The 16,237-nt window shown below is 71.1% G+C and carries 19 protein-coding genes; 17 read left to right on the plus strand and 2 right to left on the minus strand.

Annotated features, from left to right (window positions below; genetic code table 11):
* Window positions 1-21: 21 nt before the first annotated feature.
* Together yhfZ and ACGFWI_RS19695 are read right to left on the minus strand one after the other, a co-directional pair.
* The gene (gene yhfZ, locus ACGFWI_RS19690; protein WP_393907233.1) at window positions 22-1,005 is read right to left on the minus strand and encodes a GntR family transcriptional regulator YhfZ; all 984 of its coding nucleotides are present in this window, start codon (window positions 1,003-1,005) and stop codon (window positions 22-24) included.
* A gap of 79 nt (window positions 1,006-1,084) precedes the next feature.
* The gene (locus ACGFWI_RS19695; protein WP_393907234.1) at window positions 1,085-1,951 is read right to left on the minus strand and encodes a methyltransferase domain-containing protein; all 867 of its coding nucleotides are present in this window, start codon (window positions 1,949-1,951) and stop codon (window positions 1,085-1,087) included.
* Between the two features lie 547 nt (window positions 1,952-2,498).
* Here ACGFWI_RS19695 and ACGFWI_RS19700 point away from each other — a divergent pair.
* The 17 genes from ACGFWI_RS19700 (at window position 2,499) to ACGFWI_RS19780 (ending at window position 16,070) form a co-directional block, all read left to right on the plus strand.
* Window positions 2,499-3,089 (plus strand): hypothetical protein, encoded by a 591-nt coding sequence (locus tag ACGFWI_RS19700; RefSeq protein WP_393907235.1) that lies wholly within the window; start codon window positions 2,499-2,501, stop codon window positions 3,087-3,089.
* A gap of 156 nt (window positions 3,090-3,245) precedes the next feature.
* A complete protein-coding gene (rpsP, locus tag ACGFWI_RS19705; RefSeq protein WP_030982333.1) occupies window positions 3,246-3,686 on the plus strand; it encodes a 30S ribosomal protein S16 in 441 nt (146 codons plus the stop codon).
* A 2-nt stretch (window positions 3,687-3,688) separates the two neighbouring features.
* Window positions 3,689-3,928 (plus strand): RNA-binding protein, encoded by a 240-nt coding sequence (locus ACGFWI_RS19710; protein WP_003980229.1) that lies wholly within the window; start codon window positions 3,689-3,691, stop codon window positions 3,926-3,928.
* 101 nt (window positions 3,929-4,029) lie between these two features.
* Window positions 4,030-4,575 (plus strand): ribosome maturation factor RimM, encoded by a 546-nt coding sequence (rimM, locus tag ACGFWI_RS19715; RefSeq protein WP_393907236.1) that lies wholly within the window; start codon window positions 4,030-4,032, stop codon window positions 4,573-4,575.
* The gene (trmD, locus tag ACGFWI_RS19720; protein ID WP_393907237.1) at window positions 4,575-5,384 is read left to right on the plus strand and encodes a tRNA (guanosine(37)-N1)-methyltransferase TrmD; all 810 of its coding nucleotides are present in this window, start codon (window positions 4,575-4,577) and stop codon (window positions 5,382-5,384) included. Before rimM ends, trmD begins: the two co-directional genes overlap by 1 nt.
* Window positions 5,385-5,516: 132 nt before the next feature.
* Window positions 5,517-5,864 carry a 50S ribosomal protein L19 gene (gene rplS, locus ACGFWI_RS19725; RefSeq protein WP_393907238.1) on the plus strand — a complete coding sequence of 116 codons (348 nt, stop codon included), beginning with the start codon at window positions 5,517-5,519 and terminating at the stop codon, window positions 5,862-5,864.
* Window positions 5,865-5,960: 96 nt separating this feature from the next.
* Window positions 5,961-6,725 carry a signal peptidase I gene (lepB, locus tag ACGFWI_RS19730; RefSeq protein ID WP_393907239.1) on the plus strand — a complete coding sequence of 255 codons (765 nt, stop codon included), beginning with the start codon at window positions 5,961-5,963 and terminating at the stop codon, window positions 6,723-6,725.
* A complete protein-coding gene (lepB, locus tag ACGFWI_RS19735) occupies window positions 6,718-7,872 on the plus strand; it encodes a signal peptidase I (protein WP_393907240.1) in 1,155 nt (384 codons plus the stop codon). Before lepB (ACGFWI_RS19730) ends, lepB (ACGFWI_RS19735) begins: the two co-directional genes overlap by 8 nt.
* The gene (gene lepB, locus ACGFWI_RS19740; RefSeq protein ID WP_393907259.1) at window positions 7,814-8,785 is read left to right on the plus strand and encodes a signal peptidase I; all 972 of its coding nucleotides are present in this window, start codon (window positions 7,814-7,816) and stop codon (window positions 8,783-8,785) included. Before lepB (ACGFWI_RS19735) ends, lepB (ACGFWI_RS19740) begins: the two co-directional genes overlap by 59 nt.
* A 54-nt stretch (window positions 8,786-8,839) precedes the next feature.
* Window positions 8,840-9,568, plus strand: a complete 729-nt coding sequence (gene lepB, locus ACGFWI_RS19745) for a signal peptidase I (protein WP_393907241.1) — start codon at window positions 8,840-8,842, stop codon at window positions 9,566-9,568.
* Window positions 9,561-10,124, plus strand: a complete 564-nt coding sequence (locus ACGFWI_RS19750; protein WP_393907242.1) for an NUDIX hydrolase — start codon at window positions 9,561-9,563, stop codon at window positions 10,122-10,124. The genes lepB (ACGFWI_RS19745) and ACGFWI_RS19750 overlap by 8 nt, the downstream gene beginning before the upstream one ends.
* A gap of 38 nt (window positions 10,125-10,162) precedes the next feature.
* Window positions 10,163-10,471, plus strand: a complete 309-nt coding sequence (locus ACGFWI_RS19755; RefSeq protein WP_003980220.1) for a DUF2469 domain-containing protein — start codon at window positions 10,163-10,165, stop codon at window positions 10,469-10,471.
* Window positions 10,472-10,814: 343 nt separating this feature from the next.
* Window positions 10,815-11,222, plus strand: coding sequence for a YraN family protein (locus ACGFWI_RS19760; protein ID WP_393907260.1), 408 nt, complete (start codon window positions 10,815-10,817; stop codon window positions 11,220-11,222).
* Complete coding sequence (locus tag ACGFWI_RS19765; RefSeq protein WP_393907243.1) at window positions 11,222-12,883, plus strand: YifB family Mg chelatase-like AAA ATPase; 1,662 nt, start codon at window positions 11,222-11,224, stop codon at window positions 12,881-12,883. Before ACGFWI_RS19760 ends, ACGFWI_RS19765 begins: the two co-directional genes overlap by 1 nt.
* A gap of 3 nt (window positions 12,884-12,886) precedes the next feature.
* A complete protein-coding gene (dprA, locus tag ACGFWI_RS19770) occupies window positions 12,887-14,206 on the plus strand; it encodes a DNA-processing protein DprA (protein WP_393907244.1) in 1,320 nt (439 codons plus the stop codon).
* Window positions 14,207-14,567: 361 nt separating this feature from the next.
* Entirely contained in the window at window positions 14,568-15,404 is an 837-nt protein-coding gene (gene whiG / locus ACGFWI_RS19775; RefSeq protein ID WP_393907245.1) for an RNA polymerase sigma factor WhiG, read from the plus strand.
* A gap of 126 nt (window positions 15,405-15,530) precedes the next feature.
* A complete protein-coding gene (locus ACGFWI_RS19780) occupies window positions 15,531-16,070 on the plus strand; it encodes a TetR/AcrR family transcriptional regulator (RefSeq protein ID WP_393907261.1) in 540 nt (179 codons plus the stop codon).
* Window positions 16,071-16,237 lie beyond the last annotated feature (167 nt).

Consider the following 16,237-nt stretch of genomic DNA (forward strand, 5'->3'; position numbering starts at 1 on the left):
CCGCCGGTGCGCGGCCGGGCCTCAGTACGCCGGAACGCGCTCGCCCCGCAGCACCTCGCCCTGCACGGCCGTGACCGTCGACAGCTTCACCGCATCCCGTACGGCCGCCAGCGCCCCGGCCCCCGCCTCCCCCGTACGGCCTATCAGCGCGGCGCTCGCATGGCGCACCGCCAGATCGCGGGTGAGCTCGTCGCCCAGCGGCAACACCTGCATCTCCGGGACCGGTTGACCCGATACCAGTCCCGGTACCTCGTCGAGGTTCCACACCGTGGCATCGGCCCGGCCCTGCGCCAGCTCCTCCCAGGGCTGCAGGGAGGAACACGGCACCCACTCCACGTCCGCACGGTGCCCGAAGACCCGCTCGGTGAGCGTCCGCTGATCCTCCGACGCGTCGTCGACGGCGATCCGCAGACCGGGGGAGCCGAGCGTGACCCCGGGCCGCAACAGCAGGCCGTGCTCGCCGGCGTAGGTGGCCGGGCCCAGATCGGCGATCAGCTCGACGGGCTGCCGCCCGATCAGCCGGTCGGCGGCGAAGCGGGACAGCACCGCCAGCTCGGCCCTGCCCTCGGCCAGCGCCGCGACCCGGGCGGCCGCGCCCCGCAGGAAGGTGAGCGCGAACGGTGCGCCAGCCTCCTCGAATGCCGTCCGCAGCCCCGTCGCGAGTCCTTCGAATCGCAGGGAGTGCGGCAGCGGCATCACGGCCGGCACCGTGCCGAGGCCGGACAGACGCCACAGGGCGGCGCGGTCCGACCCGACGAGGAAGGTGCCGAGATGCCCCCGGGCGACGGTCTTGATCGCGCCCGCCTCCTCCAGGAGCCGGAGCGCTGCCTGCACCGTGCCGTTGCCCACCCCCAGCCGCTCGGCGAAGTCGCGGACCCGCGGCAGCCGCGTCCCCGCGCCGTCGGCGCCCTGCCGGATCAGCAGGGCCGCCAACTGCCGGGCGGCGTGCCCGTTGCGGGTCAGGAGCCGCTCGTCGAGGCCGCCGGGGCCATGGATGCCGTTCACACAAATGACAGTAAACAGGATCCTGGATACTGCCAAACGCCCGCCGGACGCCCACCCCGGGCCTGCCGCCGGCCCCGCGCTACCGCGTCCGCGCGATCAGATAGCGGAAGACATTCGGCATCCACACCGTCCCGTCCGCCCGCTGGTACGGATGCAGCGCCTCCGCGAGCTCCTTCTCCACCTGACGCTGCTCGGCCGCCTCCAGCGCCGCATCGAACAGCCCCGTCGACAACAGCCCGCGCACCGCACTCGCCAGATCGGCGTACCCGAACGGGCAGGCCACCCGGCCCGAACCATCGGGCCGCAGCCCGGCCCGCTCCGCCAGCTCCTCCAGATCGTCCCGGCCGCTGGGCCGCCATCCCGTGGAGCCGACGGCATAGCCGCCCGGTGGATCGGCCGGCGGCTGCGCCACCCGCAGCACCCCGGCCGTGGCACACCGCTCCACCGGGCCCCAGCCGCCCAGCACCACCGCACTGCCGCGCTCCGCCAGCCCGGCCGCCGCGGTGAGCGACGCCGTCAGCCCCTCGACCGTGCTCACACAGCCCACCGGGTGGAACGCCGTGACCACATTGAAGGCGGCGTCCTCGGGCGCCGCGTCCTCCAGACCGCCGCAGACCAGCCGGGTGTGCTCCGGCATACCGTCCGGCGTGAGCCGCTCACGCGCCAGCTCCAGCCGGGACTCGTCCACATCGACCCCACTGACCTGCGCGCCCCGCGCCGCCGCGAGCAGCAGCGCCAGACCGGAGCCACAGCCGAGCCCCAGCAGACGGGTACCGGGACCGATCCCCAAACGGTCGTACGCGGCTTCGTACAGCGGCACCAGCATCCGCTCCTGGATCTCGGCCCAGTCACGGGTGCGCGCCCGTGACCGGGCCGGAACGGGCGGGTCGTCGCAGCGCATGGATCCGGACTGCGGAAGCTGGTGCCGCACGAGCGTGGGTGACATCGCTAGCGCCCCTATTCGCCGAGAACCCGAAGCTGCTCCGTACCGATCGCCCCCGTGATTCGCGCGTGGTGCGCCCCCCGCGATCCAGACAACTGCGCATTCGTCCGGGCGTCCAGGGGGTGCGCCGGGGTTGTCTCCCGAGCGCCCCCGTGTGCGCCGGGCCCGCTCCCTGGAGCGCCGTTCCAGGGTGCCCCGGCCCGCGCCGTTCCGCCACGGCAGCGCCCGCCACCCGGACGCTCCCCGCCCCCCGGGGTGCCGGTCGGCCACCCGCCTCCACCGGCCCCTACGGTGGGACAGGAGCCGGTTCCGCCGGGCACAGGCGGCCCCCGTACGATCACCGCGGTGATCGTTGCCCCGGTATACGACCGGCTACGCCATGCGGCGTACGCGGGGATACGTACCGGCTTGAGGGCTGCTGGGCGCCTTCTGTGCAGATCTGCGCACCCGCCCCCGGCACGACTCATGACCGGAAACTGACTGGTACGTGCAAATTATTTGGGATGCCCCGGAATCGGAACACTGGGCAACCCCGGCTCGTTGTTACGACGTGAGCACGACACCGCCTGTCCTCGCCGCCGAACTGGCGCTCGCCTGGGCCGATATTCAACGGCACCACCCCGAGCTGCCGGACCTGGCCGCGCCCGAGTCCCTGATCGGAGAGTCCTCGTCCGCCTGTGGCGCCGAACTCTCCTTCGAACGGCTGCTCCATGAGGCAGTCCACGGCATCGCCGCCGCCCGCGGCGTCCGCGACACCTCCCGCGCAGGCCGCTACCACAACCGCCGCTTCCTGGCGATCGCCGAGGAGCTGGGCCTGGACCATGTCGACGAGCCGCACTCCAGCAGCGGCTTCTCCCTGGTCACGCTCAACCCCGAGGCCAGGAGGCGCTACCGCACCACCATCGAACGACTGGCCAGAGCGCTGAAGGCGCACACCGTCGCCACCGCCACCGACACCGCCCGCAGCTTCCGGGGCCCGGCCGCCCGGCACGGCTCCTCCGGAGGGGGCGTCCGCGTCAAGGCCGTCTGTGACTGCGGGCGCAACGTCCGCGTCGTACCGTCCGTGCTCGCCCAGGCGCCGATCGTCTGCGGTGGCTGCGGAAAGCCCTTCCGTATCCCCGAGGTGGCCGCGGTCGGCTGACCCATGGGCGTGTGGCACAATGGCTAGCTGTACTCGACAGTCGCACAGGACCCCTCTCTCCTCCGGCTGACGCGTCCATCGGGCACCCCGAGTACCGCAACCCCACGTGGCATCCCGTTGTGCCCCACCACGTCAAGACCAGGAGACACCACTCCCGTGGCAGTCAAGATCAAGCTGAAGCGTCTGGGCAAGATCCGCGCGCCTCACTACCGCATCGTCATCGCCGACTCCCGTACCCGCCGTGACGGCCGGGCCATCGAGGAGATCGGCCTGTACCACCCGGTGCAGAACCCCTCGCGCATCGAGGTCGACTCCGAGCGTGTCCAGTACTGGCTGGGTGTCGGCGCGCAGCCGACCGAGCCCGTCACGGCCATCCTCAAGGTCACCGGCGACTGGCAGAAGTTCAAGGGCCTGCCCGCCCCGGCGCCGATGAAGGTCGCCGAGCCGAAGGCCGACAAGCGCGCCCTCTTCGAGGCCGCTGCCAAGGACTCCGGCAATGAGCCGAAGGGTGAGGCCATCACCCCGAAGGCGAAGAAGGCTGACAAGAAGGCGGACGAGGCTGCGGCCGAGTCCACCTCCGAGTCGACCGAGGCCTGAGCATGCTCGAGGAAGCCCTCGAGCACCTCGTCAAGGGCATCGTCGACAACCCCGATGACGTGCAGGTAGCCTCGCGCACCCTGCGCCGCGGGCGCGTGCTCGAGGTCCGGGTCCACCCCGACGACCTCGGCAAGGTGATCGGCCGCAACGGCCGTACCGCCCGCGCTCTGCGGACCGTCGTGGGCGCCATCGGCGGCCGTGGCATCCGCGTCGACCTCGTCGACGTGGACCAGGTCCGCTGACAAGTTGAACACCGGCTCGGGCCGGGGAGGGCTTCTGGCCCGCCCCGGCCCGCAGTCGTCTACGGAGACCTGCCGTAGGCACACGCAAGGGAGAAAACAGCGTGCAGTTGGTAGTGGCACGGATCGGCCGCGCCCACGGCATCAAGGGTGAGGTCACGGTAGAGGTACGCACCGACGAGCCCGAACTGCGGCTCGCCCCGGGCGCCGTCCTCGCCACCGAACCGTCCTCCGTCGGACCGCTCACCATCGCGACCGGCCGGGTGCACAGCGGCCGGCTGCTGCTGCGCTTCGAGGGTGTCGCGGACCGTACGGCCGCCGAGGCGCTGCGCAACACCCTGCTGATCGCGGAGGTCGACCCCGAGGAAGTCCCCGAGGACCCCGAGGAGTTCTACGACCACCAGCTGATCGACCTCGATGTCGTCACCCGCGCCGGCGCCGCCGTCGGACGGATCTCCGAGATCTCCCATCTGCCCTACCAGGACCTGCTGGTCGTCCAGCGGCCCGACGGCAGCGAGGTGTTGATCCCGTTCGTCTCCGAAATCGTCCCGGAGATCGACCTGGAGGAGCAGCGCGCCGTCGTCGACCCGCCGCCCGGCCTCCTCGACGACAGTCAGGCGGAGATCGCCAGCAGCCGCGAGGACAGCTGATGCGGCTCGATGTCGTCACGATCTTCCCGGAGTACCTCGAACCGCTGAACGTCTCCCTCGTCGGCAAGGCCCGCGCCCGCGGACAGCTCGATGTGCGCATCCACGACCTGCGGGAATGGGCCCACGACAAGCACAACACCGTCGACGACACCCCGTACGGCGGCGGCCCGGGCATGGTCATGAAGCCCGAGCCGTGGGGTGAGGCGCTCGATCAGATCCTCGCGTCCGGTGAGGGCGCACCGGTGATCGTCGTCCCCACCCCGAGCGGTGCCCCGTTCACCCAGCAGCTCGCCGTCGAACTCTCGGCCAAGCCCTGGCTGGTGTTCACCCCGGCCCGCTACGAAGGCATCGACCGCCGCGTCATCGAGGAGTACGGCGACCGCGTCGATGTCCGCGAGGTCTCCATCGGCGACTACGTCCTGGCCGGCGGCGAGGCGCCGGTGCTGGTCATGGTCGAGGCGGTGGCCCGGCTGCTGCCCGGCGTCCTCGGCAACGCCGCCTCCCACCAGGACGACTCCTTCGCCCCCGGCGCGATGGCCGACCTCCTGGAGGGCCCCGTCTACACCAAGCCTCCCGAGTGGCGCGGCCGCGGCATCCCCGAGGTACTGCTCAGCGGCCACCACGGCAAGATCGCCCGCTGGCGCCGCGACGAGGCCTTCCGCCGCACCGACGTCAACCGCCCCGATCTGATCGAGCGCGCCGACCCCGCCGCGTTCGACAAACACGACCGCGCGATCCTGGCCGCTCTTGGCTGGTCGGCGGGCGAGGACGGCCGATTTGGGCGGGGGACCGGGGCCGTGGAAGAATAGGCCGCTGCTGTGTGCGTCCGGCGCGCGCCCCTGCCACAGGGGGAACGACGCCCGCCCGACGGAACGGCATCCGAATCATCATTCCGATATCCCGTTGATGACCTGTGGCATCAACGAAGAAAGCAGTAGGTCATGCACCTTCTCGACACCGTCGACGCCTCGTCGCTGCGCAGCGACGTCCCGGCCTTCCGCCCGGGCGACACCGTCAACGTCCACGTCCGCGTCATCGAGGGCAACCGCTCCCGTGTGCAGCAGTTCAAGGGCGTTGTCATCCGCCGTCAGGGCGCCGGCGTGCGCGAGACCTTCACGGTCCGCAAGGTCAGCTTCTCCGTCGGCGTCGAGCGCACCTTCCCGGTGCACACCCCGATCGTCGAGAAGATCGAGGTCGTGACCCGCGGTGACGTCCGTCGCGCCAAGCTGTACTTCCTCCGCGAGCTCCGCGGCAAGGCCGCGAAGATCAAGGAGAAGCGCGACAACTGAGCCGGGCCGTCCCGGAGCACGATTTTTTGCGCCGGGGCAACGCAAACCCACGCTCGCGTACGGCTTCGGGACCCGGCCGGATAAGCTCAGGGCCCGATGAACACCGACGCACAGCTGACGGAGCGCGACCCCTCTCCCACCCCCGACCAGGGGCCGGAGCAGGGGTCGCGCTCCGCGCGTTTGCTTACCCGTGCGGCAGGTCTGCGCCATCGGCCGGCCACCCTGCTCGCGCTCTGTCTGGCCTTTGTGCTGCTGCTCAGCGCGTTCGTGGCACAGCCTTTTCTGATTCCCAGTTCCTCCATGGAGAACACCCTGCAGATCGGGGACCGGGTGCTGGTCAACAAGCTGGCGTACCGTTTCGGCAGCGAGCCGGCGCGGGGCGATGTGGTGGTGTTCGACGGCACGGGCTCCTTCGTTCACAGGGAGCAGGGAGAGAATCCCGTCACGGGGCTGGTGCGCGGAGCCGGTGCGGCGCTGGGCCTGGCCCGGCCCGCCGAGACCGACTACGTCAAGCGTGTGATCGGCATCGGCGGTGACCGTGTGACCTGCTGCGACAAACGGGGGCGGATCGAAGTGAACGGTGAGCCCGTGAGTGAGGCGTATCTCCATCCCGGGGACACGCCGTCCTCGGTGGATTTCGACATCGTGGTGCCGGAGGGCAGGTTGTGGGTCATGGGGGATCACCGCGCCAGATCGAGCGACTCCCGCGACCACCTCGGTGACCCCGGAGGCGGAACCGTCCCGGTGGACAAGGTCATCGGCCGCGCGGACCTGATCACCTGGCCGGCGAGCCGCTGGCGCACCTTCGAGCGCCCACGGTCCTTCGACCGGATACCCACCGCGGCAGGCCCCCATGGGTAACCGCGGACGCCCCCGCCACGGGAACCAGAACGCCGACAAGCCGGGACGCGGTGCCGGCCGGCCCAAGCGGGGCGCCGGCGGGCCGGGACGGGGCACCGACGGCGCGTACGGCGGCTCCGGTCCGTACGGCGACCCTCAGGAATCCGGCGGGAGCGACGGCTCCCGGGCGGACGAGCCGGCGAACGGCAGGCGGGCGGGGCGGTCCGGTACCGGTGGCCGGGCCGAGCGGCGGCGCATGGCGCGGCGCATCAAACGCCGCAGGCAGCGCTCCTACCTCAAGGAAATCCCCATCCTCGTGGGCGTGGCGCTGGCCATCGCCCTCGTCCTGAAGACCTTTCTCGTCCAGGCCTTCGTCATCCCGTCCGGCTCCATGGAGCAGACGATCAAGATCGGCGACCGGGTGCTGGTCGACAAGCTGACGCCGTGGTTCGGCTCCAAGCCGGAGCGCGGCGACGTGGTCGTCTTCAAGGACCCCGGCGGCTGGCTCAAGGGCGAGCAGACCAAGCCCACCGACAGCGGCGCCTTCCAGCCCGTCAAGGACGCCATGACCTTCATCGGGCTGCTGCCGTCGGCCGATGAACAAGACCTGATCAAGCGGGTCGTGGCGGTCGGCGGCGACACCGTCAAATGCTGCGACGAACAGGGCAAGGTCACCGTCAACGGCACCCCGCTGACCGAACCGTACGTCCATCCGGGCAATCCGCCGTCCACGCTGAAGTTCACGGTGACCGTCCCCACCGGACGGATCTTCGTGATGGGCGACCACCGTTCCAACTCCGCGGATTCGCGCTTCCACCTGGACGAGCCGTACCGTGGCACGGTCTCGGAGGAGAGTGTCGTGGGCCGCGCCGTGGTGATCGGCTGGCCGTTCAGCCACTGGCGGCGCCTGGAAGAGCCGGACACCTTTACGACCGTGCACGACGCGCCGGGCGCCAAGGCGTCGGCGGCAGGCGCGCCGCATAGGCTGTCCAACGAGAGTTTGACCGTACTCCCGACCCCTGCGGAACTCCCGCTCGTTATGGGAGTGGTGGGCCTGCACCGGTTGACGGGCGGGCGAGTGCGTGGAGTGAGGAGCAGATGTGGGGGACTTGGCGGTCGGCGCGCGGTCCGGAACCGAAGAGCCCGAAGAGCCGGCGGGGCGTGGTGAGACCGCGCGGCCGGCGACGAGTTCCGTGCATCAGTCATCAGCACAGTCAGGGGCGCAGGCGCAGCGTTCGACTCCGGCGGATCCTTCGGGCACGTCGGACACGTTGGACACGTCAGCGGGCGAGGAGGCGAGCGGCGGCATGAAGAAGGCCAAGAAGCCGCGCGCCTTCTGGAAGGAGCTGCCGATTCTCGTCGGTATCGCCCTGCTCCTCGCGCTGCTGATCAAAACATTCCTGGTGCAGGCCTTCTCGATCCCGTCCGACTCGATGCAGGACACCCTGCAGCGCGGGGACCGGGTGCTGGTCGACAAGCTGACGCCGTGGTTCGGCTCCAAGCCGCAGCGCGGCGAGGTCGTCGTCTTCCACGACCCGGGCGGCTGGCTGAACGAGACGCCGACCCCCGAGCCCAATCCCGTCCAGAAGGTCCTCAGCTTCATCGGCCTGATGCCCTCGGCCGAGGAGAAGGACCTGATCAAGCGGGTCATCGCGGTCGGCGGCGACACCGTCGAGTGCCACGGCACCGGCCCCGTCAAGGTCAATGGCAAGGCCCTCAAGGAAGACTCGTACGTCTTCCCCGGGGCCACCCCCTGCGGCGACCGGGCGTTCGGCCCGATCCACGTCCCCAAGGGCCGGATCTGGGTGATGGGCGACCATCGCGACGACTCCCTCGACTCGCGCTACCACCAGAACCTCAAGGGCAACGGCACGGTCTCGGAGGATGAGGTCGTCGGCCGGGCATTCACCATCGCCTGGCCGATCAACCGCTGGGGGATGCTGCCGGTGCCGGACACCTTCGACCAGCCCGGAATCAACAAGGCCATGGCGGCGACGCCGGCCGCTCTGGGCCTGGCCGGCGCGGTGCCGATCGTGATGTGGCGCCGCCGCAGGCTGACCGGAACACGTAACCCCAGGTAAGGTGCCGTCCCGGATCTTCGACGCGGGCTCGGTCCGCGGGGTGGGAGCGCTGGGATGAGCAGCAGTACGGAACGCAGGACTGACGGCCGCGGCCGGACGACGGGCAGTGCGCTGTCCGGTCTGGCCGTGGCCGTCGGCTGTGTGCTGTTCCTGGGAGGCTTCGTATGGGCGGCGCTGATCTACCGCCCCTATACGGTGCCGACCGATTCGATGACGCCGACGATCGCCGTTGGGGCGCGGGTCCTGGCGGAGAAGGTGGACGGCTCCGAGATACGCCGCGGCGACATCGTCGTCTTCAAGGACTCCACGTGGGGCGACCAGCCGATGGTCAAGCGCGTCGTCGGCGTCGGTGGTGACAAGGTCACCTGCTGCACCGAGCAGGGCCGGCTGACCATCAACGGAACCCCCGTCGAGGAACCGTATCTGCAGGGCAGCGGCCCCGCCTCACCCATCGGTTTCAAGGCCAAGGTCCCCGCCGGCCAGCTCTTCCTGCTCGGTGACCACCGCAGCGACTCCCTCGACTCCCGCGTCCACCTCACCGACGGCGACCACGGCTCCGTACCGCGCAGCGCCGTCAATGCCCGGGTCGACGCGCGCGCCTGGCCGCTCGGCAGCGTCGGCGTGATGCAGCGCCCGGCGGCCTTCTCCGCCCTCCCCGGGGGCACCTCGCAGCCCGGCCCGGTACAGCCCATCACCCTCGCGGTGGTCGCCGGTGCGGTCCTCATCCTCATCGGCGCGGCCTACGGGCCCCTCGCCCGGCGTAGGGCGCGCAAGGGTGCCTGAGAGGCCGCGACGGGGCGCCGAGGAACCGGCCGCGGCCCGTGGGTCAGCGGCCGGTTCCGACGCAGCGGAGGCGAACGCGGTGCGCCAGGTCTCCCGCATCGTGCTGCTCGATCCCGACGACCGGATCCTGCTGCTCCACGGCTTCGAACCGGACCGCCCCGCCGACAGGTGGTGGTTCACCCCCGGGGGCGGCCTGGAAGCCACGGAGACCCGCGAAGAGGCGGCCCGCCGCGAGCTCGCCGAGGAGACCGGCATCGTCGATGCCGTCCTCGGCCCCGTCCTGTGGAAGCGCCGGTGCGCCTTCCCGTTCGACGGGCGGCGCTGGGAGCAGGACGAGTGGTATTACCTGGGACGGACCGACCGGACTGTCACCGACACCGGCGGGCAGACTGACCTGGAGCGACGCAGCGTCTCGGGACTGAGGTGGTGGACTTCGGAGGAACTGTCCGCCTCGCATGAGACGGTGTATCCAACCAGACTCGCCGAGCTGCTGCGCACGCTGCTCGACGAAGGGCCACCCGATGCGCCAGTGCTCCTGGAGACCGAGCGGGTCTGACGCACAATGGGGGGACGCACGGCTGAAGGGGATCTGCCATGAGTGCCGAGGACCTCGAGAAGTACGAGACCGAGATGGAGCTGAAGCTCTACCGGGAGTACCGCGACGTCGTCGGACTGTTCAAATATGTGATCGAGACCGAGCGGCGTTTCTACCTCACCAATGATTACGAGATGCAGGTGCACTCGGTTCAGGGGGAGGTGTTCTTCGAGGTGTCGATGGCTGACGCCTGGGTCTGGGACATGTACCGACCCGCCCGCTTCGTCAAGCAGGTGCGCGTGCTCACGTTCAAGGACGTGAACATCGAGGAGCTCAACAAGAGCGATCTGGATCTTCCGGGCAGCTGAGGCGGCCGGAGCCGCCGGAGTGGGCGGCATGCCCTGGGCCCCCCTTCGCAACCCGGACGGGTGAGCGGGTTATCCACAACCGGCGCACTGTCCACCAAGATCCAATAGTTCGGGGCGGGAGCGTCACAGTCGGTGCCGGAGGTGGTACCGCATGAACGCCATGCAGGCCGGCCGCAGGGCCGGGGACGACGCACAGACCGCGGAGCGGGCACGGAGGGCGCACTCAGGAGCGCCGCCCACGGAACGTAAGCCACCTGCGGGCACGCGCACGGCCGTCGAGCCGGCAACCCCCAGGCCACCGGCTGTCGGACCGGCAGCCGCCAAGCCACCGGCCACCGCTCCGATGATCGCCGAGCCGGGGAACACCGACCCCGCGGAGGCCAAACCCGCCGACGCCCGTCGGCGCGCACTCGGCCGCTATGGCGAAGACCTGGCCGCCCGGCGGCTCATCGAGGCCGGCATGCGCATCCTGGACCGCAACTGGCGCTGCCGCGACGGAGAGATCGACATCGTTGCGGCCGACGGCGACGCCGTAGTGGTCTGCGAGGTCAAAACCCGCCGCGCCGGCTGGTACGAACACCCCATGGCGGCCGTGCGCCCTGAGAAGACCGCCCGGCTGCGGCTGCTCGCCGAACGCTGGCTGGAACGGCACGGCGGCCCGCCACCCGGCGGCGTACGGATCGATGTGATCGGCGTCCTGCTGCCGGCCCGCGGAGCCCCGGTCGTCCAGCACGCACGAGGGGTGGCCTGATGGGATTCGCCCGAACCTGCTCCGTCGCCCTGGTGGGCGTCGAAGGCGTCGTCGTCGAGGTCCAGGCCGACCTGGAACCCGGCGTCGCGGCCTTCACCCTCGTCGGACTGCCCGACAAGAGCCTCATCGAGTCCCGCGAGCGGGTGCGGGCCGCGGTCGTGAACTCCGGCGCCGAGTGGCCGCAGAAAAAGCTCACCGTCGGCCTCAGCCCGGCCTCCGTACCCAAAGGCGGCAGCGGATTCGACCTGGCCGTGGCCTGCGCGGTCCTCGGCGCCGCCGAACGCCTCGACCCCCGCGAACTCACCGACCTGATGATGATCGGCGAACTGGGCCTGGACGGCCGCGTCCGGCCGGTACGCGGCGTGCTGCCCGCCGTACTGGCCGCCGCCGACGCCGGATACCGCCAGGTCGTCGTCCCGGAACAGACCGCCGCCGAAGCCTCGCTGGTCCCCGGCATCTCCGTCCTCGGCGTCCGCAGCCTGCGCCAGCTCATCGCCGTCCTCGCCGACGAACCGGTGCCCGACGAGGAAGATCTCCGTGAAGAAGGCCGCCCCGACCCGCTGCTCGCCGGGCTGGTCGTGCCCGGCACCGGCATCAGCGCGGGCCTGCCACCCGGCGACCACACCCCCGACCTCGCGGACGTCGCAGGCCAGCACAGCGCCCGCCGCGCCCTGGAAGTAGCCGCCGCCGGACGCCACCACATCTTCTTCAAAGGCCCGCCCGGCGCCGGAAAAACCATGCTCGCCGAACGCCTCCCAGGACTCCTGCCGGTGCTGTCCCCCAAGGAATCCCTGGAGGTCACCGCCGTCCACTCGGTGGCCGGCACCCTCCCGCCGGGACAGCCACTCGTCCAAAGGCCGCCCTACTGCGCCCCGCACCACTCCGCGACGATGGCATCCCTCGTGGGCGGCGGCACCGGACTGCCCCGCCCCGGAGCCGTATCCCTGGCCCATCACGGCGTGCTGTTCGTGGACGAGGCCGCCGAATGCAGCCCACGTGTCCTGGACGCACTACGCCAGCCACTGGAATCCGGCCATGTGGTCGTCGCCCGCGCGGCAGGCATGATGCGCATGCCCGCCCGCTTCCTCCTCGCCCTCGCTGCCAACCCCTGCCCGTGCGGACGACACGGCACCACCAGCGGCAGCTGCGAATGCCGGCCGTCCTCCATCCGCCGCTACCGCGCCCGGCTGTCCGGGCCCCTGATGGACCGGGTGGACCTCCGGATCGCCGTGGAACCGGTCGCCCGCGCCGAACTGGTCGCCCTCGGCCGCGGCGCCGAATCCACCGCGGCCGTGGCCGAACGCGTACACGCCGCCCGAGAGCGCGCCGCGGCCCGTCTCGCCGGCACACCGTGGCAGACCAACAGCGAGGTACCCGGCCATGAACTGCGCACCCGCTGGCAGGTCCACCCGGGCGCCCTGGCCCCGGCAGAACGTGACCTCGAATGCGGTCTCCTCACGGCCCGCGGCTTCGACCGAATCCTCCGCGTCGCCTGGACCGCCGCCGACCTGTCCGGCCGCGACCGCCCCACCAGCGAAGACGTCAACTGGGCACTGGAACTCCGCACGGGGGTCCGCCGCGGCGCGCTGACGGCGGTGGGCGGGGGCGGAAGCAAGCGCCAGACCGCGACGACCGCCGCACCTCCGCACGGGCAGGCGTGAGCCATGACCAGGACCGATGCGTGGGGCTTCGCCACGGGTGAACCGGCCAGCGCCATGGAGGACCGCGGCCATGGGCCCGCTCCGACGGCCGAGCCGGGCCACGCCATGCACACGACAGCCGAGTCGCCTCCCGCACAGCCGGTGGCAGCAGGCCGGCGGTCCGCCCACCACGAGGGACACGAACCACAACGCATCGCCCGCGCGGCCCTCACCCGCATCCTCGAACCGGGCGATGAAACCGCCGGCCGCTGGTTACGTGAAATGGGCCCGGTGGCCCTCTGGCAAACCCTCTCCGACGACTCGACGGCCCCCCTCACGGGCGCAACCTCGACCAAGATCGCAGGATTGCGGCTCCGCGCCGCCCGGGCCCGCCCCGCCGCGGACCTCGATGCTGTGACCGCGCTCGGCGGCCGGTTCCTCTGCCCCGGGGACGACGAATGGCCCGGCCAGCTCGACGACCTCGGTGATGCCCGCCCCGTCGGTCTGTGGGTGCGCGGGACGGCCAACCTCAGACTGTGGGCGCTGCGCTCCGTCGCCGTTGTCGGCGCCCGGGCCTGTACCGAATACGGCGCGCACCTCGCCACCATCCTCAGCGCCGGACTCGCCGACCGCGGCTGGGCCGTTGTCTCCGGAGCCGCCTACGGCGTCGACGGCGCAGCTCATCGCGGCGCATTGGCCGCGGACGGCGCGACCGTCGCCGTCATGGCCTCCGGCGTCGACCACCCCTACCCGCGCGGCCACACCGAGTTGATCGGCCGGATCGCCGAACAGGGCCTGGTGGTAGCCGAATTACCACCCGGCGACCACCCCACCCGCAGCCGCTTCATCCAGCGCAATCGCGTCATCGCCGCACTCACCAGAGGCACCGTCGTCGTGGAGGCCGAACTCCGCAGCGGCTCGCTGGTCACCGCCCGGCGAGCGCTGGCCCTCGGGCGCTTCACCATGGGCATGCCGGGCCCGGTCACCAGCGGGCTTTCCGCCGGTGTGCATCAACTCCTGCGCGGCGAGGCCGCGGTGGTCACCGACGCCGACGAGGTCATCGAACTCGTCGGCAGCATCGGCGACCTCGCCCCCGAGCGGCAGGGCCCGACCCGCATCCGCGACCTCCTTGACCCCGTCGCGACGCGTGTACTGGAAGCGCTGCCCGCGCGCGGCAGCTCGGACACCGGCCATCTGGCGGAGGAAGCCGGCACGCCCCGCGATGTCACCCGGAGCAAACTCTTCGAGCTGTTGTCCCTCGGATTCGTTCAAAAGTGCGGGGACGGCTGGGAGTTGGCGCGACGCGCCGAGACGACCGACGGTTCCCGGCGAGGCGGTACTTGACCTGGGGCGAACGGGTGAAAGGGTGAGGGGAATGACCGCAGAATCCAGGTTTGGCGTACTTCGGGGCGCGGACCCGATCCGTGGGGACACGGCGATGCGGCGCAGGGGATGCACGAGGTCCCGCCCGCCGTGTCACCACGTCCGTCCGCACGGTCCTCCGGGGGTCCGCGTCCGGCTCCCTGTCCGGGTCTCGCCACGCCGTACGAGGTAACCCTGAGGTGCGGGCAGCGGAACGTATCTGCGCACGCCCGAACCTGCCATCCTCGCGCACCGCGACGCTTCGGTCACGCTACGCTCACAGGCAATTCAATCCTCATACATCCATCCACCCGCGTCTCGGCAGAACGGCTCAAGGCGACGAATGCCCCAGCACACCTCCGGGTCTGACCGTGCGGCTGTACCACCCGCCGCGCGCGGCAGCGTGCGCCCCGCCCCGCCCACCTCGCTCGACGAGTTGTGGCGCTCATACAAGGCGTCGGGTGACGGGCGGCTGCGGGAACAGCTGATCCTGCACTACTCGCCGCTGGTCAAGTACGTCGCCGGCCGCGTCAGCGTCGGCCTGCCCCCCAACGTCGAACAGGCTGACTTCGTCTCCTCGGGAGTCTTCGGACTGATCGACGCCATCGAGAAGTTCGAACCCGAACGCGCCATCAAGTTCGAGACCTACGCCATCACCCGCATCCGCGGCGCAATGATCGACGAGCTGCGCGCACTGGACTGGATTCCGCGCTCCGTACGGCAGAAGGCCCGTGCCGTCGAACGGGCCTACGCCACCCTCGAAGCGCAACTGCGCCGCACCCCGTCCGAGGCAGAGGTCGCCGAGGAGATGGGCGTTGCGCTGGAGGAACTCCACGGGGTGTTCAGCCAGCTGTCCTTGGCGAATGTGGTGGCGCTGGAAGAGCTGCTGCACGTCGGCGGTGAGGGGGGCGAACGGCTGAGCCTGATGGACACCCTCGAGGACACGGCGGCCGAGAACCCCGTCGAGATCGCCGAGGACCGCGAGCTGCGACGATTGCTCGCGCGCGCCATCAACACCCTCCCCGAACGCGAGAAGACCGTGGTCACGCTCTACTACTACGAAGGCCTCACGCTCGCCGAGATCGGCAACGTCCTCGGTGTCACGGAGAGCCGGGTCAGCCAGATCCACACCAAGTCCGTACTCCAGCTCAGAGCGAAGCTCGCTGACGTCGGACGCTGAGTCGCGTCCTGGACACCAGGACTTCCGTACGCCGTGTCGCCATGCGGAGTGCCACGACGGGCGCGTCATCCGTAGAGTGGTGAGGTGCCCAGGATTCGAGCGGCCTCCGTGGCCGAGCACCGGACGATGCAGCGCGGCGCCCTTCTGGACGCTGCCCGCACCCTGCTGTCCGAAGGCGGAACGGAAGCACTGACCTTCCCCGCCCTCGCCGAGCGCACGGGTCTCGCGCGCTCCTCCGTATACGAGTATTTCCGCTCGCGTGCCGCTGTCGTCGAGGAACTGTGCGCCGTCGACTTCCCGGTCTGGGCCGCTGAGGTGGAAGCGGCGATGGAGCGCGTCGACACGCCCGAGCAGAAGGTCGAGGCGTATGTGCGCCGGCAGCTCGCCTTGGTCGGCGACCGGCGCCACCGCGCCGTCGTCGCCATTTCGGCCGGCGAGCTGGACGCCGGCGCACGCGAGAAAATTCGCGCGGCGCACGGCGGGCTGATCGCCATGATCGTCGAGGCGCTCGCCGCCCTCGGCCACGCACAGCCCCGACTCGCGGCCATGCTCCTCCAGGGAGTCGTCGACGCCGCGGTCCGTCGCATCGAACTCGGCGCCGCAGAAGACCCGGATGAGATCACAGAGGCGGCGGTCGCGATGGTGCTCCGCGGCGTCAGCGGCTGAGGGGGCCTCCCCCCCGGCCCCGCCCCCCTCCCGCCCCACCTCCACCGCCCCGAACACTCGTTGACCCCGCAGCCCGCAGCCCGCAGCCCGCAGCCCGCAGCCCGCAGCCCGCAGCCCGCAGCCCGCAGCCCGCAGCCCGCAGCCCGCAGCCCGCAGCCCGCAGCCCG

This window comes from Streptomyces sp. NPDC048434, assembly GCF_043200375.1.
Classification (GTDB): domain Bacteria; phylum Actinomycetota; class Actinomycetes; order Streptomycetales; family Streptomycetaceae; genus Streptomyces.